Raw genomic sequence first — 26,270 nt, 5'->3', positions numbered from 1 at the left:
AATTTGGCAAAAGTAGCCATTGTAAAAATTAGTATCGTATTTTAAAAATTAAGTTTTACTTAACATTTTGGTTTTGAGATTTTATTTTACCAATTGAAAATTACAAACATCATTTGAGTTAAATGGATTGTAATTATTAGCTTTATCTCACTAAAGAAAAATGACTTTTAAATACTTTTTCTTGTCCATTTCTGGTGTAATTTACTACAAACCAGTAATCTGTAGCAGGTAGTGTGTATCCATTAAAGGTGCCATCCCAACCAAAAGTAGCTGGTGAAAATTGTTTAATTAATTTTCCATATCTGTCAAATATTGAAATTAAAGCACCAGGAAAATCTTGCATATCAAAAATATTCCAAGTTTCATTATTATTATCACCATTTGGAGTGAAAAATTGGGGGTATTTTAAAACAATAGTTTCTAACATTAAAACATCACAATTACCAAAAGTATCTCTTATAGTTACAATATGTTCTCCAGAACTCACATTGTTAAAGATGTTACTTGTTTGGTATGGACCACCATCTAATGAAAATTCATAAGTTCCTAAACCATTAGTTATTTCGATGGTTAAATTAGAAACTTCATCAAAATCTGAAGATTGATATATAGTAGCAATTGCACTACTTGATTCAAATACTTGAGCTGTCGTTACATCATAATTACAATCCGCACCAACTACTGGGAAAAGTTTTGTGGTTTCTATAGTGTAAATTCCAGATTGACTTGTTGTGTAATTTGGTCCAGTAAAAACAAGTTGGTTGTTAAAAAACCAATTTACTTCGAAAAAAGAAGGATTTAATCCACTTTGTAAAGTAACTGTTCCAATAGGATCTCTCGTAATAGGATCTACACAAATAATCACATCATCAATATTCAAATTTAACAAAGGATAAATTGTCAATACAAAATGTTCTTCATCGTTACAATTGGCATTAGTTGGATTTTCTGTGTAAACATAAATATCATATGTTCCTGGTGTACTGAAAGTATAATTGCTTGGTGTAATTAATCCAGCACCATTGGTTTGAGTGTAATAATTTATATTGAATGTACTTGCAGGTAATGCAGGTAATGTATAAGAGCCGCAACTTTCAATAGAATTATATGGAGTTAAAATTGGAGTTTCGGATATGCTAATGGTAAAACTTTTTTCCTCGGTACATGCAAAAAATCGATCTCCATTAGTGGCATAAACATAAACATCATAAGTACCAACAGTTGAAAAAGTATAAGCAGATGGATCAATAATATCGGCTATATTTCCACCTGGTTGACTGTAATAATTTATTTCAAAATCATTTGGAAATGTTGGTTGAAAAGTAAGGTTAGGTAAGGTGTAAGAATCACATTCATTAATATTGTCAAAATCAGGCAAGCCCAAAGTATTGTAAAAAACAGTAAAAGGTTTGTCTACAAAACACAATGTATTTGGATCTTGACTGTACAAATAAAAAGTTCTTGTTTCCGTAAATAACGTTGAAGCTGTAACAAGAATTCCAGTTCCATTGGGTCCATTGGGTTCTGTGTAATAATTTCCAGCCGAAGGATTTGGTAAAGAATAGGGTTGACAACTTGAAAAATCGCTTACTTCCGGAGTTACGGGTAAAGGATTTATTATAACTTCAAATGATGATTGATTATCACAACCTGATGCATCTGGTGGCGAATAAATATAAAATGTTCCTGGATTTAATCGTATTCCAGATAAATCTACAATTTGTCCTGCAAAGTAGCTTACTTGTCCAACAGCATTTGGTCCACCAGGCAAAAGATAGTAATTGCCATTGGTTAAATTAGGTAAAGCATAGCTGCCACATTCTATCACATCTGCTAAATCGTCAACTAATGGTCTTGGTAAAATTTCAACTATAAATGATAGATTTTCGGTACAGTTTGGAGCAGTACTAGTTTCAGCATAAATATAAAAAGTATTTGTTCCAACAGTATTGATTTCTGTTAATTGTGGAATTAAAGTATTTCCACTTGTATTTGGTCCACCAGGCAAAGTATAATATTCACCTACTGTAAGGGCTGGTAAGGTATAACTTCCACAAGCGGTTTGATTTACAATGTTATTTATTATTGTAACATTAAAAAAGCTAAAATTTGAACAACCATTGGCATCAGGACCATTAATAATAGTGATTTGTTGAGATTCTGTAATTTGGCTTCCATTGGATAAAAATCCACCATCTGAATCGTAATAATTTCCATTAGGAATTGCTTCAAGAGTATAACTATTACAAGTAATTACATCAGGTAAAATAGTTATTGGAGGCAACATATTTATAACAATAGAAAAGGGTTTTTCAATACAAAAAACATCATTAACTTCAGCGTAATAATAAATAGTTTGATTGACATTTAAAATGGTTCCAGGAGCCAACAATGTGCCTGATCCATTTGGGCCTCCAGTTTGTGTGTAAAACTCACCCAATAAAGGAGTTGGAACGCTAAATTGTCCGCAATAATCGGTTTGAATTTCGTAATCTTCTGCTAAAAATATTTCAAAGGTACTTTGGTTTACACAACCATTAGCATCTGGGCCATTAAAAATGTAATAAGTACCATTTTCATCAATTATGTCACCAGCATTTAAAGGAGTTCCTGTTCCAAAAGGACCAGTAAAATAATTCCCGTTAGTAAGTGGTGGTAAAGTGTATTCGGAACATTCTAAAACTAAATCTAAAGTATCAACTTCAGGTTGTAAATTGATTACTACATCAAAATTTACAATTGAATAACAATCAGGAAAATTTATATTAGAAACTCTAACCCAAATAGAAGTAGTTGAATTTCCATTGGGAATTATATAAACAAATGGATCAATAATTTCGTTAGTAAATGTTTGTGCATTGGATAAGGATTCAAAATAAGTAATGGTAAAGTCATCCGTGTCTAAAGGATTCGAAAACAGAAAATGATTCGATAAGTTAACAGCTGTTGAAACTGTAGCCGCACATTCACTCAAAATAGGCGGAGTTATCAATGGAATTTCATCTTCTACTAATAAATCAAAACTATAGTTTGCATCACAAAATTCATTGGATTGCGTATTGAAAATTTTAACATATATAGTTTCGTTGCCTAAGCTTGCATAATTTGTAATTTCTGATGCAGAAATTGGAGTATTTGAGGTTATATCTGCCAATGAAGCAAAATAAAACAAGTCATACAAAGTGTCGTTTATTTCTAAAAAACTTTCATTATTAAGGGTAAGATTATAATTGTGTGAAGCACCATTAGTAGTAAAACAATCAATCAAATCAACAGGAGGATTTAAACTTAATTCGTAAAAAATTATTTCATCAGAAATTATACAATTTGAAGTATTAGTTGTTACTGTTACATTATAAGTTCCAGGTTCATTTATAATTAGTGAATTGCTGATTTCACTAAGTACAACACCGTTTCTAGACCAAACATGATTGTAAATTGTATTATCTAATCCGGTGGTAATGGTTTGCGTATTACCCGTACAAATGGTTGTGTCTTCCCCTAAATTAATAGTTGTAATAAAACTACCTGCAGATAAAAATACAGCGGAATCAAATCTAAAGTCAGAATAATCACCAATTACAAGTCTAATTCGATAGGGATTATTTGGATTAACTATTGAAGAAGCATTCATCACAGTAGTAAATCCTCTCATGTTTATAGTTGAAGCTGCAGCGTTAGTTACGTTATAAGTACTAAAAAGTTGAGAATTTGAAGAAGAACAACCAGAATTATAGGCGTTATCTCTAATACTTAAAACAGATACAGGTGTATTTGTACCAGGAATTACAGCCAAATTTGTTGTAATATTTGTGGTTAAATCGGTTAATAAAAAAGCAAATGTATCAAATGAAGCACATTGATATTGACCATATTCGTTAGATGCAAATAAAAAATCAAAACTAAAATTGTTGGATAAGGGTACAAAATCAAATTCCAAAAAAGCAACATCAGTTATGTTTCCTGTTTGACCCTGTGCTGCAACTAAAGCTTGTAAAGCAGCATCATTGTTTGAATTAACTTGACTGTCTAAATTGGTACCGGTGTAACTACCTTCCGAAAATTTTGCGTTTCCATTTCTAATTATAATCCCTTCATTTATAGGAAATGAAGAATTATTTCTGTTAAAATATCCAACAGACTGAGAGGATGAAATGGAAATGTTACTGACTTCAATACAGGAATTTCCTATTAAAGTGTTTACTAAACTAACGGGAGTTTGTGTTGTATTGTCAACACTCACGGTTTGCGAGAAACCATTCTTACAGAATAAGAATAGGATAATTAATATTATGTTTTTCATTATGAGACGTTTGGGGGGACTACAAAAATAGCATAAAATCAATACAACAAAAAAAAATAATTACTTTTTTGCATCAATTAGTAATTAATTTTTAACTAAAATTTGTCATTTAGTTTTATATTTACAATTGTGTAAGTTTTTCACAACTTATATTTTTATTTACTAAAAACTTTTAATTGATTAACATGAGAAAAAATCATTTATTTCAAATAATATTTTTGTTGTTGTTTAGCTTTTCTTGTTCGGATTCTAAAAAAAATTTTAATTCCGATTTTAATCTGTACAAAGATTATATTCTCAATTTTAGTTCAGGTTTAGTTTCAGCCAATTCAGACATTAGAGTCGTTTTAGCATTTGACAAAAAAGAGTGGACAGCCAATCAAGAATTAGACAGCGATTTGTTTTCAATTTCACCAAGTGTGGATGGAAAAGTAGTAGCACTTTCTTCAAATACCATAGCATTTGTTCCTTCTAAAAAATTAAACCAAGATACAGAATATCAAGTGACTTTTCATTTGGATGAAGTAAAAGACGTTCCCAAAAAAATAGAAGAATTTAATTTCACCATAAAAACTATTAAACAAGATTTTTTAGTCAATACACTTGATTTACAATCTTATAGCAAAGAATACCAATATCTAAATGCTACTATTTCATTTAGTGATAACATGGATATTGAATCTGCGAAGAAAATCATAAAAGCCAAACAAGGCGATAAAGATTTAAAAATAAAATTTGATAAAGAAGTATCTAATCCAAAAGAATGCAAATTTGTCATTGATAGTATTCAAAGAAAAGTTGAAGATAGTAAAATCAATATTATTTGGGATGGTTCAACTTTGGATATTGATCAAAAAGGTGAAGTTGATTTTGAAATTCCTGGGAAGAATAATTTCAAAGTTATTTCAGCTGAAATCCAGCAAGATAATGCTCAAGTGCTATTGATAAATTTTTCTGATCCTATTAAAAAAGGTCAAAATTTAGACGGTTTGGTTCAAGTGGAATCAGCGACTAATTTAAAATTTGCCACAGCAGGAAATCTTTTAAAAGTATTTTTTACTAAATCTTTAAAAGGTGAATTAATGGTGGAAGTTTTTCAAGGTATTCAAAGCGAAGACGGTTACAAAATGAAAAAAGACTTTGCCGAAAAAGTAACTTTTGATCAAGTAAAACCTGAAATTAGATTTGTAAAAAGCGGTACTATATTGCCTAGTTCAAACAATTTAAAAATCAATTTTGAAGCTGTAAATCTGAAAGCTGTGGATGTGAAAGTGTATCAGATTTATAAAAATAATATTCTTCAATTTCTTCAATACAATGAAATTAATGGAAGCCAAAACCTTAGAAATGTTGCACTTCCAATTGTAAAACAAACCATAACTTTAAAAACGAACAACTTAGCAAATTATGGGGATTGGAATGCTTATGCTTTGGATTTATCTAAAATAATCATGGTTGATCCAGGTTCAATTTATAGAGTTGAATTATCTATCAAAAAGAAATATTCACTTTATAAATGTGCTACAACAACTGTTGATGAAGAGGAGGAAGAAACGGAAGATGATGACGAAGTTCGCTCCAATCAATATTATTATGACGATTATTATTATGATGATTACAATTGGAATGAAAGAGAAGATCCTTGTTCAAATTCATATTATTATAACAACAAAATTTTCACCAATGTAATTGCAACTGATTTAGGAGTTATTGCAAAAAGAGGAGAAAATGGCTCTTACACATTTGCAGTTAATGATATAGTATCAACTGAACCTGTTTCTGGAGCGACAATTGATTTATATAATTTCCAGCAACAAAAACTAGCATCTACATCCACAAATGGTGATGGTTTAGCTAATGCAGATATTACTAAATATGCTTATTTTGCTATAGTTACCAAAGATAAAAGTACAACTTACGTTAAGTTAGATGAAGGACAATCTTTGTCTGTAAGTAATTTTGATGTAAGTGGTGAGCAATTGCAAAAAGGATTGAAAGGTTACATTTATGGAGAAAGAGGTGTTTGGCGTCCAGGTGATACGTTGCATATTGCATTTATGTTAAACGACAATGAAAGTAAACTAGAAAAAGCACATCCCATAAAATTCAAGTTGTCAAACCCACAAGGAAAAGCAATGTATGTTGCGGTTCAAATATACAATGAGAATAATCATTATAAGTTTAAAGTTGTAACTAAAGATTCAGATATTACTGGAAATTGGGAAGCGAAAATATCAATAGGTGGTGTTCATTTTTATAAAAGTATCAAAATTGAAACTATAAAACCCAACCGTCTAAAAATCAAAAATAGTTTTGCTGATGGAAATTTATCGGGCAACAAACCTAATAACGGTACTATTGAAGTAGCTTGGTTGCACGGAGCAATTGCAAAAAACTTAAAAGTGGATATGCAAGCCAAATTTATGCAACAAGTCACAACTTTTAAAGGCTTTTCAAACTATGATTTTGATGATGAGGTTCGAAAATTTTCAACAGAAGAAGTCAATGTCTTTTCAGGAAAAGTGGATGATTTAGGGAAAACAAACGTTACGATTCAACCAAAAATTAAAAATCAAGCACCAGGAAAGTTGAAAGTTGTTTTTCAAACCAAAGCCTATGAAAATGGAGGTGATTTTAGTACAGATGTTGTAACAGCAACCTATTTACCTTATAAAACTTATGTTGGAATAAAAAGTCCAGAACCCAACAAATACGGAATGTTAGAAACTGAAAAAATAAATCGTTTCGATATTGTTTCTGTAGATGAAAATGGAAAACCAAAAGCAGTCAAAAATCTTGAAGTACGAGTTTATAAAGTCGATTGGCGTTGGTGGTGGAATAGTTCAGGTGATGATTTGTCAAGATACAATTCTTCTCAAGTAACAACAGCTTATAAAAATTTTAATGTAAGTACAAATGCTTCAGGAAAAGCTAGTGTTCAATTTAAAGTTCCTGAAAACGATTGGGGAAGATACTTAATCAGAGTAGTTGACAATGAAGGAGGTCACGCAACAAGTAAAACCGAAATTATCGATTGGCCAATTTGGTCTGGAAAAACAAAATCTGGAGATGCTTCCACAGCAAATATGTTGGTTTTTACTTCGGATAAAACAAAATACGCAGTTGGTGAAAAAGCAACCGTTTCATTTCCATCAAGTCAAGGTGGAAGAGCTTTAATTTCAATTGAAAATGGTTCCAAAGTAATCTCATCATTTTGGGCAATGACACAAAAAGGAGAAACAAAAGTTGAAATTCCAGTCACACCAGAAATGGCTCCAAATGTGTATGTAAATATTTCATTATTAAAACCGCATGCTTCAACAGTAAACGATACACCAATTAGAATGTATGGAATTTTACCAATTGAAGTTATTGATAAAAATACAGTTCTTCAACCTCAAATTGCAATGGCAAGTGTTCTAAAACCTGAAACTAAAACTACTATAAAAGTAAGTGAAAAAGAAGGAAAAGAGATGACTTACACATTAGCTATTTTAGATGATGGTTTATTAGACTTAACACGATTCAAAACTCCAAATGCTTGGGATAAATTCTATGCTCGACAAGCTTTAGGAGTAAAAACTTGGGATGTTTATGACGATGTAATTGGTGCTTATGGTGGAAAAATAAATCAGATTTTTAGCATTGGTGGTGATGAAGATTTAGGTGGTGGAAATGCCAAAAAAGCCAATAGATTTAAACCAGTTGTAATTTATTTAGGACCTTTCAAATTAGAAAAAGGACAAACAAAATCACACACAGTTGAATTGCCAAATTATATTGGTTCAGTTCGTACAATGGTTGTAGCTGGTGATGCCAAAACAAACGCTTATGGAAGCGCAGAAAAAACAACTCCAGTAAGAAAACCTTTAATGGTGTTGGCTTCAGTTCCAAGAAAAATTTCTCCAAACGAAAAAGTTACGTTGCCAATTACGGTTTTTGCAATGGAAAATCATGTAAAAAATGTAACGGTTCAATTAAAAACCAATAATGCGGTTCGTTTAACTTCTGCCTCAAAACAGAATGTGAGTTTTAGTTCACCTGATGAAAAAATGGTGTATTTTGATTTAGAAGTCGGAAATGTTTTAGGAATCGGAAAAATAGAAGTAATTGCCACATCAGGAAATGAAAGAGCTACTTATGAAGTTGAATTAGATGTTACCAATCCAAATCCAATAACAAATGATTTTGTAGATGTGGTTGTGGAACCTAATTCAAGTAAAACCATTCAATGGAATACTTTTGGAGTTGACGGAAGTAATAAGGCTAGATTAGAAGTTTCTTCTTTTCCAACAATTGATTTTAACGGGCGAATTCAATATTTGATTCAATATCCTCATGGTTGTGTAGAGCAAACAACTTCGAGTGTTTTTCCACAATTGTATTTGGGTGATGTGATGGATTTAGATAGCAATAGAAAAGCTGAAATGCAAAAAAACATCAACGCTGGAATTCAAAAATTAGGAGGTTTCCAACAAGTAAATGGTGGATTGTCGTATTGGCCAGGAATTAGTAGTTCGGATGATTGGGGAACTTCTTATGCAGGTCATTTCCTTTTAGAAGCAGAGAAAAAAGGCTATGTTTTACCAATTTCTTTCAAACAAAAATGGATTTCGTACCAACAAACAGAAGCAAAAAAATGGAGATTTAACCAACAATATCATAATGATTTTGCTCAAGCTTATCGTTTGTATACATTAGCTTTAGCTGGAGTTCCAGATATGGGTTCTATGAATCGTTTAAGAGAAACTTCTGGCATTTCAAATGGATCTAAAATAAGATTAGCTGCAACTTACGCTTTAACAGGACAAAAAAATACTGCTTTAGCTTTGTTAAATGCAACTACTGTAGATGATTCAAGCGATAGATATTACTATTATTATGGTTCTTCAGAAAGAAATAAAGCGATGCTTTTAGAAACTTATTTGTTGGTGAATGACAACCAAAAAGCGTTTACTTTAGCAACAAAAATTGCTAATTCACTTTCGTCTAAAAATTATATGAGTACGCAAACAACTGCTTATTGTTTGTATGCCATGTCAAAATTTGCCATTAAAAATGGTGGAAGAGGAATCAATGCATCTTTAACTAATAATGGAAAATCGGAAACTATTACTTCCAACAAATCTATTGCTGATAGAAAACTAATTGTGAAAAATGGTTCAAATAGTGTGACCATCAAAAACAACAAAGACAATACAATCTATGTTCGTGTTCTAAACAGCGGAATCTTGCCTGTAGGCGAAGAAAAAGTAATGCAAAACAACTTCTTCGGAAATATCATATTTAAGACTAGAAATGGAAACGCAATTTCTTTAAACGAAATCAAACAAGGAACTGAAATTGTAGCTCAAGTCACTATTAGAAACCAATCGAATGATAATATTGACAATGTAGCGTTATCACAAATAATTCCGTCTGGATTTGAAATTATGAATTCACGTTTTACAGATTTTGGTGATTTTGCTCAAAATAAAGCGGATTACATCGATATTCGTGATGATAGAACACAATTCTATTTTGGACTTCGTGCCAATGAATCAAGAACTTTTACGGTTTTATTAAATGCTACTTATTTAGGAGACTATTATTTCCCAGGCATTCAATGTGAAGCTATGTATGACAATAATTACATTGTTAGAACAAAAGGACAATGGGTAAAAATTGTAAAGGATTAATAGATTGGAAGACCTGACAGGTATTTAAAACCTGTCAGGTCTAATCAAAAAACAATGAATAAAAACTTAAAAAAACCTAACAGGTTTTCAAAACCTTTTAGGTTTATCCAAAACAATAAAATAAAAACTACCATCATCCTTATTTTGATGGTAGTTTATTACTTTTCATTACCCAGAAAATTATTCGAAAATAATTACGCAACAGTCATAGAAAGTAATGACGGACAATTATTAGGAGCTAAAATTGCCAAAGATGGACAATGGCGTTTTCCTGAAAGTGATAGTATTCCAACAAAGTTTAAAGAATGCATCATTGCTTTTGAAGACCAACATTTTTACCAACATTTTGGATTTAATCCAGTTTCTATGTATCACGCTTTTTTGCAAAATCGAAAAGCCAATAAAGTGGTTCGAGGTGGAAGTACATTAACTCAACAAGTCATTCGTTTACACAGAAATGGAAAAAGTAGAAGTTATTTCGAAAAAGTAGTAGAACTCATTTTAGCGACTCGTATAGAGTTTAGACATTCAAAAGATGAAATTCTACAATTATATACAGCTCATGCACCTTTTGGAAGTAATGTTGTAGGATTAGAAATGGCTTCGTGGAAATATTTTGGGTTGCAACCTAATCAATTATCTTGGGCAGAAGCCGCAACTTTAGCCGTTTTACCTAATGCGCCAAGTTTAATTTATCCAGGAAAAAACCAAGAACGATTACTTAAAAAACGAAATTTATTACTTAAAAAACTATTTTCAAATGAAGTAATTGATAAAGAGACTTATGAATTAGCACTTCAAGAAACACTGCCTCAAAAACCTTTTGATGTACCACAAATTGCACCTCATTTGCTTGAAAAAATTGCCAAAACAAATCGTGGTGAAAAGGTTAAAACGACTATTAATAGTCATATTCAAGAACAAACAAACGAAATTGTAAGACAATATTATAATTTATACAAACAAAATCAAGTGTATAATATTTCGGTGTTAGTTGTTGAGGTCAAAACTCGAAATGTAATAGCATATGTTGGAAATAGTCCTACCGACAAAAACCACCAAAAAGATGTTGATATAATTACTGCGCCAAGAAGTACTGGAAGTATTTTGAAACCTTTTTTATACGCTTCTATGCTTGATGATGGAGAACTTTTACCTAATACTTTAATTCCAGATATTCCTACACAAATTTCAGGATATTCTCCTCAGAATTACAATCTCACTTTTGATGGAGCTGTTCCTGCAAGCAGAGCTTTGTCTCGTTCTCTAAATATTCCTTCTGTTTTGATGTTGCAAGATTATTCGGTGAATAAGTTTTATGAACAGTTACAAAAGCTAAAGTTGAGCAATATTAACAGACAACCAAGTAATTATGGTTTATCTCTAATTTTAGGTGGTGCCGAATCGAATTTGTGGGATTTGTGTAATGCTTATGCTTACATGTCAAGTTCGTTGAATCATTTTAATAAATTCAATGATGAATATCGTACCAATGAATTGACTAGTCTAAATTTAGATTTTAATAAAAAATCTGATTTTGGAAAACCAACACGACAAAAAAATGGGTTTGGAGCTGGAGCGATTTGGCACACGTTTAATGCCATGAAAGAAGTGAACCGACCAGAAGGTGATGAAGCTTGGCGTTTTTATGATTCTTCCTTAGAAATTGCATGGAAAACAGGAACCAGTTTTGGAAGTAGAGATGCATGGGCAATTGGTGTAACCAAAGAATATGTAGTTGGAGTTTGGGTTGGAAACGCAACTGGTGAAGGAAGACCATTATTAACAGGTGTAGAAAGTGCAGCGCCTATTTTATTTGATGTCTTTCATTTATTACCAAAATCAAAATGGTTTGAAACTCCTTATAATGATTTAGAAGAAGCCAATGTTTGTGGTATTTCAGGTTATTTGGCTCAAGAGAATTGTCCCTACAAAAAACAATGGATTCCAAAAACAGCTAAGAAAACAGAAAATTGTCCTTATCATAAATTAATACATTTGGATAAAAGTGAACAATTTAGAGTGAATTCTACTTGTGAAAGTGTAGATAATATGATTTCAAAATCATGGTTTGTTTTGCCACCAGTTATGGAGTGGTATTATAAAAGTAACAATCCAAATTACATGATTTTACCACCATTTCGAGCAGATTGTGTTTCAAATTCAGATGAAAAAGTAATGGATTTTATTTATCCAAAAACGAATACCAAAATCATTTTAACTAAAAATTTTGAAAGTAAGCTTCAACCAGCCATTTTTAAAGTTGCCCATACCAACAGAGAAACTGAACTTTTTTGGTATTTAGACGATACTTATTTAGGCAACACTAAAACCTTTCATGAAATGCCAATTTCTGCTAAAACGGGTTTTCATATCATAACAGTTGTTGATGAATTGGGTAATGAAATTAGGAGAAAGGTTGAGTTTGAGTAATAAAAAAACCGTTTAGAACTTAATCTAAACGGTTTTTATTTTTTTACTTGATTGCCTTTCCTTTGTCGTCAAAGAAATGGTATTCAAGATACGTGTAAGCGTCACGAGATTTGAGATTAAGAGGAGGAAGTCGTGGACTTCAGGTATATTTATAAACTAAAAAAACCGTTACTCAATTAAGAATAACGGTTTAATATTTTTTACACTGAATTTATTTCAGTGTTACTTGATTGCCTTTCCTTTGTCGTCAAAGAAATGGTATTCAAGATACGTGTAAGCGTCACGAGGTATGATTTTCACCCATTTTTTATGTTCAAAAAACCATTTTGAACGTATTGATGGAAAACCTTTTTCAAGGTATGCTGCCACAAAAGGATGCACATGAAGTGTAACTTTTTTATGGGCTTTAATAATTTTTTCAAGGCTAAACGCAATTTTATCAATAATCAAAATTGGAGCTTCAATTTCCCCATTTTCATTTGGGTCTTCTTCTCTAGTTTTGATATTTACTTCTGGTCTAACTCTTTGTCTAGTAATTTGAATTAATCCAAATTTGCTAGGAGGCAAGATTTTATGCTTGGCCTTATCGTCACTCATTTCTTCTTTTAAGAATTCATAAAGAACTCTACGATTGTCAGGATTTTGCATATCGATGAAATCGACAACAATAATTCCTCCCATGTCTCTTAAACGCAATTGGCGTGCAATTTCTGCAGCAGCAATCATGTTTACTTCTAAAGCAGTATCTTCTTGGTTTCGAGCTTTATTTGATCGATTTCCACTATTAACATCCACAACGTGTAATGCTTCTGTGTGTTCGATAATTAAATAAGCTCCTTTACTCATAGAAACTGTTTTACCAAAGGAAGTTTTTATTTGTCTTTCTACGTGATATTTTTCAAATAATGGCAAATCTTTTGATTGATAGTGTTTTACGATAGACGCTTTTTCTGGAGCTATTTCTTGCAAATAGTCCTTTGTTTGATTAAACAGTTCTTCATCATCAATTTGAATACTTGTAAAAGTATCATTAAATACATCTCTAAGTATGGTGGCAGCTTTGTTAACTTCACCTAATACTTTTGATGGATGATGGGCTGTTTGTAATTTTTTACACATATTAGACCATTTGTCTAATAAATTTTGTAAATCTTTGTTTAGTTCAGCTACTTTTTTGCCTTCAGCTACTGTTCGCACAATAACTCCGAATCCTTTTGGTTTAATAGATTGAACCAGTCTTTTTAATCGTTCTTTTTCTTCTTTAGATTCTATTTTTTGTGAAACAGAAACTCGATCTGAAAAAGGAACTAAAACTACAAATCTACCAGCTAATGAAATTTCCGAGGAAATTCTTGGACCTTTAGTAGATATGGGTTCTTTTACTATTTGAACTAAAAGTGATTGATTAGCACTAATAATATCTGCGATACTACCATCTTTGTCAATCTCTTTTTCAAAAGGAAAATTTTTGAGTGAATAATCTTTTATTTTACCTGCGCTTACAAGTTTAATGAATTTAGTCATCGAATGAAGATTTGGGCCTAAATCATGATAATGCAAAAAAGCATCTTTTTCATAACCTAGATTCACAAAAGCAGCATTAAGTCCTGCAACTGGTTTTCTTATTTTAGAAATAAAAATATCGCCAACCGCAAAGTTACTTCCGCTACTGTTTTCTTCTTCTTTGTGTAATTCAATTAGTTTTCCATCCTTTAATAAGGCAAAATCTACAGTGTCTGAACTAGATCTAATAATTAATTCTTTGTTCAAGTTGTACATTTTTATCCATACTATTTAGTTGATAGTTGGTAGTTGATAGTTATGGTGTGAGAAAAGACACATTAATTACTATTAACTAATTACTAATTACTCTGCAGTACAGATGGATTAAACATTAATTTTTTTACAGGATTTTTTCCCGATAGCCTCTTTTGAAAGTCGGCTAGTTTCAAAGAACTTCTTTTTTTTACTTAAAAAAAGAAAAAGTAGTTTTAAACTACTTTTTCTTTTTGTGACGGTTAGCTCTCGCTCTCTTTTTACGTTTGTGAGTTGCTACCTTATGTCTTTTTCTTTTTTTACCACTTGGCATAATGTTGTTGGTTTAGATTAATAAATAATTATACTGTAACTTCTGTTTTTGTTTTTACTCCTTCAACAAAAACTTTAGCTGGTTTAAATGCAGGAATATTGTGTGCTGGAATTTTAATAGTAGTGTTTTTTGAAATATTTCTACCCGTTTTTTCAGCTCTAGTTTTAACTATAAAACTACCAAAACCTCTTAAATAAACATTGTCTCCTGATTCTAATGAATCTTTTACTTCTTCCATAAATGTTTCAACGGTAGATTGAACGTCTCCTTTTTCAAGACCCAATTTTTCAGAAATTTTTGCTACGATATCTGCTTTCGTCATTTTCTTACGTATTAATATTATTCAAATTTTTTTTGAGTGTGCAAATATAGGAATTAAAAAAACAATATTTCAAGCATAATCAATTAAATTTTAATATAATAAAAGTTATTTTTGTTCCATTAACAATTTTTATGACTTTTTCTAACTTATTAATTCATTGGTATTTACAAAACAAAAGGGATTTGCCTTGGAGAAATACAAATGATGCTTACACAATTTGGTTGTCCGAAATAATTTTACAACAGACAAGAGTAGCTCAAGGTTTGCCTTATTTTGAATCTTTTTTGAGTAATTTTCCAACAGTTTTTGACTTAGCAAACGCTAATGAAGAACAAGTTTTGAAACTTTGGCAAGGTTTGGGATATTATTCAAGAGCAAGAAATCTTCATGCAACTGCAAAATTTGTTGTTGAACATCTAGACGGTGTTTTTCCAAATTCGTACAATGAATTATTAAAGTTAAAAGGTGTAGGAGCATACACAGCCGCAGCAGTTGCCTCTTTTTCTAAACACGAACCTGTTGCTGTTTTAGATGGAAATGTGTATCGTGTCTTGTCAAGATACTTTAATGTTGAAAACGACATTTCAATGGGTTCAACGCAAAAAATATTTCAAAATCTAGCTCAAGAAGTTTTGCCTTCTAAAGATTCTCATATACATAATCAAGCTATTATGGAATTTGGAGCCTTACAATGCGTTCCTAAAAGTCCTGATTGCACCAATTGCATTTTATCGTTCAGTTGCGCTGCACTTCAGTACAAAAAAGTTGCCAGCTTGCCTGTAAAGACAAAAAAAACAAAAGTTACTTCGAGGTTTTTGAATTATATTATTTTTGAAGATTTAAACGAAAATTCAATAATTAACCAACGTACAGAAAAAGGAATTTGGCAAAATTTATATGAGTTTCCTTTGATAGAAACTCAAGGAGATTTAGATAATTCTCAATTAATTGAAACGATAAACGAAACGTTTAAAAATGAATATAAAATTGATTCTATTGAAGTTTTAGTTGCAGAAAAAGTAATTCATAAGCTTTCGCATCAAAAATTACACATTCAATTTTGTAAAGTTATATTAGATGAAATAATTCCAGAAGGTTTGTCAATTAATGAAATAAAAAAAATGCCTTTTCCAATTGTAATTTATAATTTTTTAGAAAGTTATTATGGCAAATAAAAATATTTAGTACATTTGATATATAAAATTATAAGCCATGAGCGGAACATTGAATAAAGTTATGTTGATAGGTCATTTAGGTGACGAAGTAAAAATGCATTATTTTGATGGTGGTAACTGTATTGGAAGATTTCCATTAGCCACCAATGAAGTTTATATTAATAAAACTACTGGTGAAAAAATCACTTCAACAGAGTGGCATAATTTAGTGGTAAGAAATAAAGCTGCTGAAATTTGTGAAAAATATCTTTCAAAAGGAGATAAAATTTATGTTGAAGGAAGAATAAAATCTAGAAATTGGCAAGCTGAAGATGGTTCTACCAAGTACACTACCGAAATTCAAGTTACAGAATTTACGTTTTTAGCAACAAAAAAAGATTCTGATGCTAACAAACAAAATTTCAATTCTGGTGAAAGTGATATGTAAAATGACTAATTTTGTGGTCTAAAATAATAAAGATTTTTTCTTTATAATGTTTAACTAATATTTTCCAATTTGGACTCAGATCCTTCCAGTTTTTTAAATACAATAGATTTTAGTTTGATTTTTGGCTTATTAGGAGTCATTATTCTTCTTGTTTGCTCTGCTTTTATTTCTGGTTCAGAAGTTGCACTATTTTCATTAGATCAAAAAGATTTGGATGATTTAGATCACCACAGTCCACAAAAAGGGAAGTTAATTAACGAATTATTACAGCGTCCCAAAAAACTATTAGCTACTATATTAATTGCCAATAATTTTATCAATATTGGTGTTGTAATTTTATTTTCATCTATAAATCAAAAATTATTTGAAGGCATTGTAAATAAAATCCTTCGTTTTTCGGTTGAAGTGCTTTTATTGACTTTCCTAATTCTTCTCTTTGGGGAAGTTTTACCTAAAATTTATGCGAGTAGAAACAAGATTTCTTTTGCCAAAAAAGTAAGTCTTCCTGTTTCAATTTTAAATCAATTGTTGAGTCCAATTAGTGTTCCAATGCGAAACATTACGGTTTATATTGAAAAAAAGTTCAGTGTTCAGAAAACCAATTTCTCAGTGGACCAATTGTCGCAAGCATTAGAATTAACCGATCAAAAAGAAACTACTACCGAAGAACAAAAAATATTGGAAGGAATTGTAACCTTTGGAAACACCGATGTAAAACAAGTCATGAGTCCAAGAATTGATATTTTTGCCATTGAATATTCGGAATCGTTCAAGGAAATTATGCCAAAAATTGTCGAAAAAGGATATTCCAGAATTCCAGTTTATAAGGAAGGAATTGATCACATAGAAGGTGTTTTGTTTATCAAAGATTTAATTCCGTTTATCGATCATAAAGATTATGAATGGCAAACCCTTTTGAGAGAACCTTTTTTTGTGCCAGAAAACAAAAAATTGGATAATCTTTTAAAAGAATTTCAAGGTATGAAAAATCATTTGGCAATTGTTGTTGATGAATATGGTGGTACTTCTGGATTGGTTTCATTGGAAGATATTTTGGAAGAAATTGTGGGTGATATTAGTGATGAATTTGATGAAGAAGACATTAGTTTTTCTAAAATTGATGATAAAAATTACCTTTTTGAAGGAAAAGTTAGTCTAAAAGATTTCTACAGAGTTATCGAAGTTGATGAAGATAAGTTTGAAGAATCTAAAGGTGAAGCTGAAACTTTGGCAGGATTTATTTTAGAAATTTCAGGAAACTTTCCAAAGAAAAATACCAAAATAACTTTTGAAAATTGCCTTTTTACAGTGGTTGGAGTTGATAAACGTAGAATAAAACAATTAAAAATTACGTTACAATAACTAAAGACTTAAAAATGAAAAACTACATATTATTTATAATTTTTGCTATTGCTTTGGTTTCTTGTGGTGGAGATGTTACTCCAAAACCGACAAGTTTACTTCGTTTAGAATATCCAATGCCAGCGTATTATGATACCCTTACTCAATATCCTTTTAGTTTAGAAATTAATGATTTTTCTAAATTGCAAAATAAATCTAATGGTGCTGTAGAAATTCACTATCCAAAAATGAAGGCTACTGTTTATTTAACCTATAAATCTGTAAATAACGATTTAAACGATTTGCTTTTAGATGCACAAAAGTTAACCTATAAAAATCACGTAATCAAAGCAGATGAAATTATAGAACAGCCTTTTATAAATCCTGATGATAGGGTTTACGGTATGTTTTACTCTGTAGGAGGTGACGCAGCAACTAATGCCTTGTTTTATGCAACTGATAGTACTAAAAACTTTGTAACAGCTAGTGTATACTTTTACGCCAAACCTAATTTTGATTCCATTATGCCAGCGGCCAACTACATTACAAAAGATATGAAACATATGTTGGAAACAATAAAATGGGAGAATTAGATTTGGTATTTTAGATTTTCTGTTTAAAACTTGTAAACCTTTTTTAAGATTTAACTTTCGAAACCTTATACAATTTTCCACCGCCAACTGCCTCAACAGTTTTAGTAATTTTTTGTTGGTCTAATAGATCTGCATCATAAGTTACAGTTGCTGTTTTAGATTCAAAGTCAACTTTAGCTTGTGCAACACCATCTAATTTGGAAAGTTTTCCTTCAATTAAATTGGCACAACCCACAGCACAGGTCATTCCTTCAATTTCGAATGAAGCTGTTTTTGGATTTGATGGAATTGGTTTAATATTTTCAACAGGTTCTGAAGCAATTTCTTGACTTACTTTTACTTCTTGATTTTTACAACTTACAGCTAATAAGGATATTGTTGCTGCTAAAAGTGCTTTTTTTACTATTTTCATATATGTAAAATTTATTTGTTAGTGGTCATATATGTTATCGCCTCTTTATTTATTGGTGTTTGCTTATGCAAACTTGTTGTTAATGGCGATTTCATATGTAGATAATTATTTGATTTTTATTGTTCATATGGTATCTCCTTATCTATTTAGGTGTTTGTTTGCAACAAACTTGTTGTTAGTAGCGATTTCATAATTCTCACGAATAATTTAAAATACAAAGATAGTAATTCTCTTTTTTTTAAATGTTACAATTATCACAAACAAAAGCCTTCAATAAGCACTGTTAAATTGAAAATAAAGACGCATTTTTGCACTTTATAAACTTTTAATTGCAAAAAATAATTCTGTGAATGATGGAAAACAATAAAAAATGGTATTTGTTAATCTTTTTAGGTTGTGTTTGGGGAAGCTCTTTCTTATTAATGAAATTGGGTCTAAAAGGTGTCAATCCAGTTCAAATGGGAAGTTTGCGAATTTTATTTGCTGCTGCTTTTTTAATTTTAGTTGGATTTAAACAAATTACAAAAATACCAAGACACAAATGGAAATACATTGCTATAACTTCAATGTTTGGTACCTTTTTACCCGTTTATTTGTTTGCTGTTGCCTTGTCTAAAATTGACGGTTCCATAAGTTCTATTTTAAATTCATTAACACCCTTAAACACATTAGTTGCAGGAATTTTATTTTTTAAAATGGATGTTCAAAGACGACAAATTTTTGGTGTTCTTATAGGTTTTTTGGGTTGTATTTTATTAGTTTTATTTGGAAAAGGAGAGAACACCACTGAAAATTATTACTATGCTTTATTAGTTGTATTGGCTTCTGTTTTTTATGGTATTAATGTCAATTTAATTAAAAAGTATTTATCTGATTTAAAACCTTTAACCATAAGTACTGGAAATTTTATAGTAATGTCCATTCCAGCTTTGTTGGTATTGTATTTTTCTGATTTTTTTGAAATTGCTTCTGAGCCGAAAGTGATTACTTCTTTGGGATATATTGCTGTATTAGGAATTGTAGGAACGGGTTTATCTAACATTTTGTTTTTTAAGTTAATTCAATTGTCTTCGCCTGTTTTTGCCTCTTCTGTTACTTATTTGATTCCTGTTGTAGCTATCATTTTAGGTTATTTTGTAATGAATGAAACATTATCTTTAGTACAAGGAATTGGTGCAATAGTAGTTTTGTTTGGAGTTTATTTTTCAAGTAAAAAATAGTATAAAAAAAGTCATTCTTTTTACGGAATGACTTTTAGTAGTTTATTGTGATTGAAAATTATTCAAAATCAGCTTCGGTTACCCCTTCGTTGATTTTAACTTCTTGAGTAACAAAGTCTAAATCCATTCCCATTTGAAGGATGGTATTGTATGGGAATTTAATACCTTTTACTTCTTTATAATTATCAAACATCATCATTTGTGTACCTTGCTCAGTTTCATTTGATTCAGCTACTTTCAATCCAGAAGCAACATCATACATTAATGTTCTTTTTCCAACTTTTATAGCATAAGCATCTTTACCATTAACATTTTCAATTCCTCTGATGGTCAAACTTGAATCGTTAACTAATTCTAACTCAACAAAAGGATGTGACATTCTTTTTGCATTGGCAACTTTTTCAGCGTCAGTAATTTCTTTTCTTGCACCACCTTGTTGCACTTCAATCGCTTTTGTACCGTTGAATTTAATTCCACCTAATTCCATTCCCATTCCAGAAATGATGTAAGATAATTGATTTTTAGAAGTTGTTTTTGTAGTTAATAATAACTCTTGACCTTGAACTGAAGCTTTTCCAACTAAAATAGTAGATTTTACATCTTTTAAAGCTTTTTCTCCACCTATCGCATTGATATAGCTTTCTAAAACAGTTTTTGCAGTAACTCCCTTAGGAATTTCTTTTTTGATAACAGGCTTATCTACTTTATTACCAAAACGATCAAAATACATGATTGGAATTCCAGTTTTTTCTAAACCTGGTAAAACGTCAGCTGCTTTACCAACAACAACAACTCTTAAATTATCAGCTAAGAAATATTTGTTAGCTGCAGCTAAAATGTCTTCTGCAGTTACAGCGTTGATGTTTTTAATATAATTTTCATAAAAATCATCAGGTAAACTTTGAGTTTCTTTGTTTAATGCATATCTAGCAACAGTTTCTGGTTTTTCAATTTGCATTACAAAGTTTCCAACGTATTTAGCTTTTGCATTTCTTAAATCTTCGTCAGAAACTAAATCAGTTCTCATGCGTTTAATTTCATTGAAGATTTCAACTATTGCACTATCAGTAACCGTGTTTCTTACAGAAGCAGTAGCTTTAAATTTTGAAGTATATTTTCCAGAACCTATTGAAGAATACGAACCGTATGTCCAACCGTGTTTTTCACGTAAGTTTAGGAATAATCTACCTTCACCACCACCACCAAGAATTTGGTTAGCTAAAAGAGTTGCAAAATAATCTTTGTTTGTCATTTTAAGATTCGAAACATTGATTACAGAAATTTCAGATTGAACGGCATTTGACATATCCACAAAATTAATTTGAGAATATTGAACATCAGTTGGTTCAGTGAAAGTTAAACTTGGAGCTGTAGCTTTTTTCCAACCTTTGAATGCTTTTTCAATTTGTTTTTTAATTTCTTTGAACTTTACATCACCAATAACAACAAGATATGCGTTTTCTGGAACAAAATAAGTGTTATAGTTTAAAATTACGTCGTTTAAAGTTACATTATTTAGAGTTTCTTCGCTAGTATTTTCACCACTTGGATGATTTAAACCGTAAACTAAAATGTTTTCAACTCTTCTTGCGTTTGCAGTTACACTTTTTTCGTCGGTTTTAATTCCTTCAATTAATCTTGTTTTTGTTTTATCAAATTCTTCTTGAGTAAATTTTGAATCAAGAGCTCCTTCTGCCATTAATTCTAAAATTCTGCCAGAGTATTTTGATAAACCACTAGCAAATGCACCAGAAGAGTAAAAACCAATATTAGCACCCAAGAAGTCAATTTCTTCATTAAAAGCTTCTTTAGAAGTTTTATTAGTTTCATTTCCAATCATGTCGCTCAAAATGTCAGCAACTCCTTTGATGTTTCCTTCTGTGTAAGGGGTATTGTCGATAGATAAGTTAAAAGAAACTCTAGGTAATTTAGAATTTTCGACAACCATTACTTTTAATCCATTTTTTAGAGTAAAAGTTTCAGGTGATTTTATATTTATGCTCGGTGCCGGACCAGATTTTGGCATTGGTCTGTCTTGAGCTGTAATTGTTGTCATAAAGAACAAACTAGTTACTATTGTTATAATTTTTTTCATTTTACTGTTCTTATTTTGGAGATTTATCTGTTGCTGGAACATAGTCTAATAATAATCTTTGATTTGGATTCAAATATTTTTTAGCTACATCTCTAATTTCTTCTTTGGTTATTGATTTGTAAATTCCTAATTCTGAATTAATTAAATTTACGTCCCCATAAAGCATGTAATAAGTTGCTAAATTACTAGCAATTCCTTCCACACTTGTGTTGCTGTTAACATATTGGTTTTCAAAAATATTTTGAAGTTTGTTGTAATCTTTATCTGAAATTAACTCTGTTTGTACTTTTTTAATTTCTTCGTCAATGTTATTTTGGATGTCTTCTTTAGTAAATCCATCCATTGGTAAAGCATATATTAGATACATACCGTAATCTTCTTGACCATTGTTAAACGCACCAACTTGCAAAGTCATTTTTTTATCATCTACCATTTTTTTATAAAGTACAGAGCTTTTTCCGTCAGATAAGTAAGTAGATAACATGTCTAATGCTCTAGCTTCTCTAGTTTTCATTGAAGGAGTTCTGTAAGCTTGAAGATACATTGGTTTTTGAATGTTTGGATCTTCCCAAGTAGCATTAATTACGCTAGTGATTGGCTCTTCTTCTACTTTGTTTTTTGTAACAGGAGTTCCTTTAGGTATGGCACTAAAATATTTCTGAATCCATTCTTTAGCTTGAGCATTGTCAAATTGACCAGCAACCACTAACACAGCGTTATTTGGAATATAGAATTTTTTATTGAATGCTTGAAATTCTTCAAGAGTAGCAGCATCTAAATGTTCCATTTCTCCAATAGTTGTCCATTTGTAAGGGTGAACTTTGAATAAGTTTTGTTTTACGGCTTTAAAAATATTTCCGTAAGGCTGATTGTCTACACGTAGTCTTTTTTCTTCTTTAACTACTTCATTTTGAGTATCAACACCAATTTGATTAATTACAGGATGCATTAATCTTTCCGATTCCATCCATAAAGCCAATTCTAAATTATTTGATGGAAAAACTTCGTAATAATAGGTTCTGTCGTCAGAAGTGTTTGCATTGTTTTGACCACCATTAGCAGTTACAATTTTAAACCATTCGCCTCTTTCAATGTTTTTTGTTCCTTCAAATAAAAGGTGTTCAAAAAAGTGTGCAAAACCGGTACGGTCTGGTTGTTCATCTTTAGCACCTACATGGTACATAACAGATGTGATAATAACAGGAGCAGAGTTGTCTTGATGAAGAATAACATGTAAGCCGTTATCTAAATCAAACTCCTCAAATGCTACATTTTGTGCAGTTGAAATACTTCCTAACATAAGTATTGAGCTTAAAGCCATTAATGATTTTTTCATAAAATGAATTTGTTGATTTTCTAATTAGTTGCTAATTTCGTAAAAAAGTTACAGTTTTAAAACAAAAATACGTTAAAAAAATAATTAACTAAAGTGTTGTGGGTATTGTAATTAGTTGTATATTTGCAACCTTAAAAAAATAATTTAAACACATTGTTATGTACGCAATCGTAGAGATAGCAGGGCAACAATTTAAAGTTAGCAAAGACCAAAAAGTTTATGTACACCGTCTACAGGATGAAGAAGGAGCGAAAGTTTCTTTTGACAAAGTCCTATTGTTAGATGATAATGGTACAATAACTCTAGGCGCCCCAGCTATAGAAGGTGCTTCTGTTGAAGCCAAAGTGTTAAGCCACTTAAAAGGAGATAAAGTAATCGTTTTCAAAAAGAAAAGAAGAAAAGGTTACAAAAAGAAAAATGGTCACAGACAATCATTATCTCAAATTTTAATTGAAGGTATTTTAGCTACAGGTTCTAAAAAAGCAGCTCCTAAAAAAGAAGATGCAAAGAAAGAAGCTCCTGCTAAAGCTCAAAAAGTTGTAGATGCTCCAGCTGAAGAGGCAAAAACTCCAAAAGCAAAAGCTTCTAAAAAAGAAGATGATTTGAAATTAATCGAAGGAATTGGACCAAAAGCTGCTGAAGTATTAGTTGCTGCTGGTATTGATACTTTTGCTAAATTGGCTAATGCTTCTGCTGAAAGTGTAAAAGAAATTTTAGACGCTGCTGAAGCTAAAGTACAACATTTAGATCCAGGTACATGGGCACAACAAGCTCAATTGGCTGCTGATGGTAAAATGGACGAATTGAAAAAATTACAAGATGAATTAAACGGTGGTAAAGCTGTTTAATTTTAATATTAACTTATAAAACCAAAACATCATGGCTCACAAGAAAGGTGTCGGTAGTTCGAAGAATGGTAGAGAATCAGAATCGAAGCGTTTAGGCGTTAAGATTTATGGTGGACAAGCTGCAATTGCTGGAAACATTATCGTAAGACAAAGAGGTTCTAAACACAATCCGGGTGAAAACGTTTACATGGGTAAAGATCATACTTTACATGCAAGAGTTGACGGACTGGTTAAGTTTCAGAAAAAAGGGGATAACAAATCATTTGTATCTATTGTTCCTTTTGAAGCATAATTGATTAGAAACTTCAAAATTATAAAAATCCCAAATTCCAAAAGAGTTTGGGATTTTTTATTTTTTTAATATGATATGTTTTGTAATGATGTTTTAGGTTTTTGTATGTTTAATTTGAAATTCTGAAATGAATTTAGCATGACTAGAATTTTGGAAAGAAAAATATTTTTGATGGTAAATGCGTTTTTGCAATAGTGATAGTAGTGGCATCCTTTTCTTTTTTTCTTTAAAAAAAGAAAAGATATAACGAATAGCACGGTGCCTTGGCAATTGCCCAAATAAAAACCCTCACAATGCTGCAAGGGTTTTCATACTATTTTAGACTAATTACTAGTAACTAATCACTATTTACTTATATTAATATCTGTAGTATTCTGGCTTAAATGGTCCTTGAACTTCTACACCAATATATTTTGCTTGATCGGGTCTTAATTCTTCTAATTCAACACCTAATTTAGCTAAATGTAAAGCCGCTACTTTTTCATCTAAATGTTTTGGTAACATATATACTTCATTTTTATATGCTGAAGCGTTTGTCCATAATTCAATTTGAGCTAAAGTTTGGTTGGTGAATGAATTACTCATTACAAAACTTGGGTGACCAGTTGCACAACCTAAGTTTACTAAACGCCCTTCAGCTAAAATAATGATATCGTTTCCGTTAACAGTATACTTATCTACTTGAGGTTTGATTTCAACTTTAGATGAACCATGGTTTTTATTCAACCAAGCCATGTCAATTTCATTATCAAAATGACCAATGTTACAAACGATAGTTTTATCTTTCATTTTTTCGAAATGAGAACCTAAAACAATGTCTTTATTCCCGGTTGTAGTAATAACAATATCAGCATTTGAAACAACCGTATCTAATTTTTTAACTTCAAAACCGTCCATTGCAGCTTGTAAAGCACAAATTGGGTCAATTTCTGTAACAGTAACAATTGAACCAGCTCCTCTAAACGAAGCCGCTGTTCCTTTTCCAACATCACCATATCCACAAACTACAACTCTTTTTCCAGCTAACATAATATCTGTTGCTCTACGAACTGCATCTACTGCAGATTCTTTACAACCATATTTGTTGTCAAATTTAGATTTAGTAACTGAATCGTTTACGTTAATTGCTGGTACGTGTAAAGTTCCATTTTGCATTCTTTCGTACAAACGGTGAACTCCTGTTGTGGTTTCTTCAGATAAACCTTTAATGTCTGCAATTAATTCAGGGAATCTATCAAAAACCATGTTTGTTAAATCTCCACCATCATCTAAAATCATGTTTAATGGTTTTCTATCTTCTCCAAACCATAAAGTTTGTTCTATACACCAATCAAAATCTTCTTCATTTAATCCTTTCCATGCGTAAACTGGAATTCCAGCAGCAGCAATGGCAGCAGCAGCGTGATCTTGAGTAGAGAAAATATTACAAGAAGACCAAGTAACATCAGCACCAAGAGCAACCAACGTTTCAATTAAAACAGCAGTTTGGATGGTCATGTGTAAACAACCAGCAATTCTAGCTCCTTTTAAAGGTTGGCTTGCACCATATTCTTCTCTTAAAGCCATTAATCCTGGCATTTCAGCTTCCGCTAATTCAATTTCTTTTCTTCCCCAATCTGCTAAAGATATGTCTTTAACTTTATAAGGTACATAAGTTGCAATTTTTGTACTCATCTATCGTATATTTGTATTATTAATTTGAAGGT

Annotated in this window: 16 protein-coding genes; 9 read left to right on the top strand and 7 right to left on the bottom strand. The window is 31.1% G+C overall.

The features are described 5' to 3' along the window. Positions 1-142 precede the first annotated feature (142 nt). Positions 143-4,303: a choice-of-anchor L domain-containing protein gene (locus ACTF56_RS06535; RefSeq protein ID WP_438966107.1), complete on the bottom strand. Its 4,161-nt coding sequence runs from the start codon at positions 4,301-4,303 to the stop codon at positions 143-145. A gap of 185 nt (positions 4,304-4,488) precedes the next feature. Here ACTF56_RS06535 and ACTF56_RS06530 point away from each other — a divergent pair, with 185 nt between their 5' ends. Further along, the gene (locus ACTF56_RS06530; protein WP_438966106.1) at positions 4,489-9,981 is read left to right on the top strand and encodes an alpha-2-macroglobulin family protein; all 5,493 of its coding nucleotides are present in this window, start codon (positions 4,489-4,491) and stop codon (positions 9,979-9,981) included. A gap of 54 nt (positions 9,982-10,035) precedes the next feature. Next, the gene (pbpC, locus tag ACTF56_RS06525) at positions 10,036-12,414 is read left to right on the top strand and encodes a penicillin-binding protein 1C (protein ID WP_438966105.1); all 2,379 of its coding nucleotides are present in this window, start codon (positions 10,036-10,038) and stop codon (positions 12,412-12,414) included. A 222-nt stretch (positions 12,415-12,636) separates the two neighbouring features. On the opposite strand, the gene ACTF56_RS06520 is transcribed toward pbpC, so the two are convergent. Beyond that, positions 12,637-14,184 carry an Rne/Rng family ribonuclease gene (locus ACTF56_RS06520; protein ID WP_438966104.1) on the bottom strand — a complete coding sequence of 516 codons (1,548 nt, stop codon included), beginning with the start codon at positions 14,182-14,184 and terminating at the stop codon, positions 12,637-12,639. Positions 14,185-14,531: 347 nt separating this feature from the next. Next, the gene (locus ACTF56_RS06515) at positions 14,532-14,825 is read right to left on the bottom strand and encodes an HU family DNA-binding protein (protein ID WP_438966103.1); all 294 of its coding nucleotides are present in this window, start codon (positions 14,823-14,825) and stop codon (positions 14,532-14,534) included. A 131-nt stretch (positions 14,826-14,956) separates the two neighbouring features. Between ACTF56_RS06515 and mutY the strand changes: the two genes are divergently transcribed. From mutY to gldD, 4 genes are all read left to right on the top strand, one after another. Next, entirely contained in the window at positions 14,957-16,000 is a 1,044-nt protein-coding gene (gene mutY, locus ACTF56_RS06510; RefSeq protein ID WP_438966102.1) for an A/G-specific adenine glycosylase, read from the top strand. A gap of 37 nt (positions 16,001-16,037) precedes the next feature. Next, the gene (locus tag ACTF56_RS06505; RefSeq protein WP_438966101.1) at positions 16,038-16,427 is read left to right on the top strand and encodes a single-stranded DNA-binding protein; all 390 of its coding nucleotides are present in this window, start codon (positions 16,038-16,040) and stop codon (positions 16,425-16,427) included. A 69-nt stretch (positions 16,428-16,496) separates the two neighbouring features. Beyond that, a complete protein-coding gene (gene gldE / locus ACTF56_RS06500) occupies positions 16,497-17,789 on the top strand; it encodes a gliding motility-associated protein GldE (RefSeq protein WP_438966100.1) in 1,293 nt (430 codons plus the stop codon). Between the two features lie 14 nt (positions 17,790-17,803). Further along, the gene (gene gldD / locus ACTF56_RS06495; RefSeq protein ID WP_438966099.1) at positions 17,804-18,361 is read left to right on the top strand and encodes a gliding motility lipoprotein GldD; all 558 of its coding nucleotides are present in this window, start codon (positions 17,804-17,806) and stop codon (positions 18,359-18,361) included. 43 nt (positions 18,362-18,404) lie between these two features. Here the strand turns inward: gldD and ACTF56_RS06490 are convergent, their stop codons facing one another. Further along, complete coding sequence (locus tag ACTF56_RS06490; RefSeq protein WP_438966098.1) at positions 18,405-18,773, bottom strand: heavy-metal-associated domain-containing protein; 369 nt, start codon at positions 18,771-18,773, stop codon at positions 18,405-18,407. A gap of 350 nt (positions 18,774-19,123) precedes the next feature. Here ACTF56_RS06490 and ACTF56_RS06485 point away from each other — a divergent pair, with 350 nt between their 5' ends. Further along, complete coding sequence (locus ACTF56_RS06485; protein ID WP_438966097.1) at positions 19,124-19,993, top strand: DMT family transporter; 870 nt, start codon at positions 19,124-19,126, stop codon at positions 19,991-19,993. Positions 19,994-20,051: 58 nt separating this feature from the next. Here ACTF56_RS06485 and ACTF56_RS06480 read toward each other — a convergent pair whose 3' ends face one another. Then, on the bottom strand, positions 20,052-22,088 hold the full coding sequence (locus ACTF56_RS06480) for a M16 family metallopeptidase (RefSeq protein WP_438966096.1): 2,037 nt from the start codon (positions 22,086-22,088) through the stop codon (positions 20,052-20,054). Between the two features lie 10 nt (positions 22,089-22,098). Continuing rightward, complete coding sequence (locus ACTF56_RS06475) at positions 22,099-23,424, bottom strand: M16 family metallopeptidase (protein WP_438966095.1); 1,326 nt, start codon at positions 23,422-23,424, stop codon at positions 22,099-22,101. A 158-nt stretch (positions 23,425-23,582) separates the two neighbouring features. Between ACTF56_RS06475 and rplU the strand changes: the two genes are divergently transcribed. Next, positions 23,583-24,272: a 50S ribosomal protein L21 gene (rplU, locus tag ACTF56_RS06470; protein ID WP_438966094.1), complete on the top strand. Its 690-nt coding sequence runs from the start codon at positions 23,583-23,585 to the stop codon at positions 24,270-24,272. Between the two features lie 31 nt (positions 24,273-24,303). Beyond that, the gene (gene rpmA, locus ACTF56_RS06465; RefSeq protein ID WP_438966093.1) at positions 24,304-24,564 is read left to right on the top strand and encodes a 50S ribosomal protein L27; all 261 of its coding nucleotides are present in this window, start codon (positions 24,304-24,306) and stop codon (positions 24,562-24,564) included. A 357-nt stretch (positions 24,565-24,921) separates the two neighbouring features. Here rpmA and ahcY read toward each other — a convergent pair whose 3' ends face one another. Next, positions 24,922-26,238 carry an adenosylhomocysteinase gene (gene ahcY / locus ACTF56_RS06460; RefSeq protein ID WP_438966092.1) on the bottom strand — a complete coding sequence of 439 codons (1,317 nt, stop codon included), beginning with the start codon at positions 26,236-26,238 and terminating at the stop codon, positions 24,922-24,924. Positions 26,239-26,270 lie beyond the last annotated feature (32 nt).

The sequence above is a fragment of the Flavobacterium sp. genome (assembly GCF_965657075.1).
Lineage (GTDB): Bacteria > Bacteroidota > Bacteroidia > Flavobacteriales > Flavobacteriaceae > Flavobacterium.
The sequence above is the reverse complement of the archived record's forward strand: the minus strand, read 5'-3'. Positions and strand labels throughout refer to the sequence as shown.